The sequence below is a fragment of the Olsenella kribbiana genome (genome assembly GCF_036408795.1).
GTDB classification, from domain to species: Bacteria; Actinomycetota; Coriobacteriia; order Coriobacteriales; family Atopobiaceae; genus Olsenella_L; species Olsenella_L kribbiana.
This window is the reverse complement of sequence record NZ_JAZGJP010000040.1, coordinates 1-1024: the sequence shown is the minus strand read 5'-3', so window position 1 is coordinate 1024 and position 1024 is coordinate 1. Positions and strand designations below refer to the sequence as shown.

Below are 1024 nucleotides of genomic sequence, written 5' to 3'. Positions count from 1 at the left end.
TGGCACAGCGTGGGCGGCGTGTGCAGGCGCGTCTACGCCGAGCTGGAGGCCGCGCGCGGCGCCTCGAGGTTCGACGGCGTGCGCCGCATCGGCATCGACGAGACGTCGTACAAGAAGGGCCACAAGTACGTCACGGTGGTCGTCGACCACGACCGCGGCTGCCTCATCTGGGCGCACGAGGGCACCGGCAAGGACGTGCTCAACCTGTTCCTCGACGAGCTCACGCGCGAGCAGAGGCGCGCCATAGAGGTGGTGACCGCCGACGGCGCGAGGTGGATAAGGCAGCTGGTCAAGCGCCGCTGCCCCAACGCGAGGTGGGTCATGGACCCCTTCCACGTGGTCCAGTGGATGAACGACGCGCTCGACGCCGTGCGCTGCGAGGAGTGGAACGCCGCCAGGGCCGCCGCCAGGGCCGCCAGGCCCAGGCCCGAGGGCAAGCGCGGCAGGCCTGCCAAAGGCGAGCTGCCGCCCGAGGAGGTCAGGGCGCTCGAGGAGGAGGCGGCCTCCATCAAGGGCAGCCGCTACGCGCTCGTGAAGAACCCCGAGGACCTCACCGACGGCCAGAGGGCGAGGCTCGAGGCGCTCAAGAAGAGGGCCGGCTCGCGGCTGGTCAGGGCCTGGGAGCTCAAGGAGGACCTGCGGGCCGTCTTCCGGGCAGCCGACGGCTCCGAGGCCGCCGAGCTGCTCGACGACTGGATGCACAGGGCCGCCTACTGCAAGATCGCCAAGGTCGTCGCCGTGGAGAAGAAGGTGCGCCGCCGGCGCGACGACATCATCGCCGCAGTCGAGCTCGGCATCAGCAACGGGCGCGTAGAGGCCATCAACAACAAGATCAAGGTGACGGTGAGGATGGGCTACGGCTTCCGCAACACCGACAACCTCGTGGCCCTGCTCATGCTCAGGTGCGGCGACTGCCAGCCCCAGCTCCCGGGTCGCCCGGTGAAGGCGAGGAAGAAGGGCGTGAAGGGAGCGAAGAGCGTTGCTGCCTAGGCTAGCCCCTTGTCACACAAACTACCGAAGCCTC

At 69.1% G+C, this 1024-nt stretch carries 1 protein-coding gene; it reads left to right on the top strand.

Going from position 1 to position 1024, the window contains the following annotated elements; translation table 11 throughout:
• A partial coding sequence (locus tag VXJ24_RS11445) for an ISL3 family transposase (RefSeq protein WP_330973051.1) occupies positions 1–990 on the top strand: 990 nt, incomplete at its 5' end.
• Positions 991–1024: the final 34 nt, after the last annotated feature.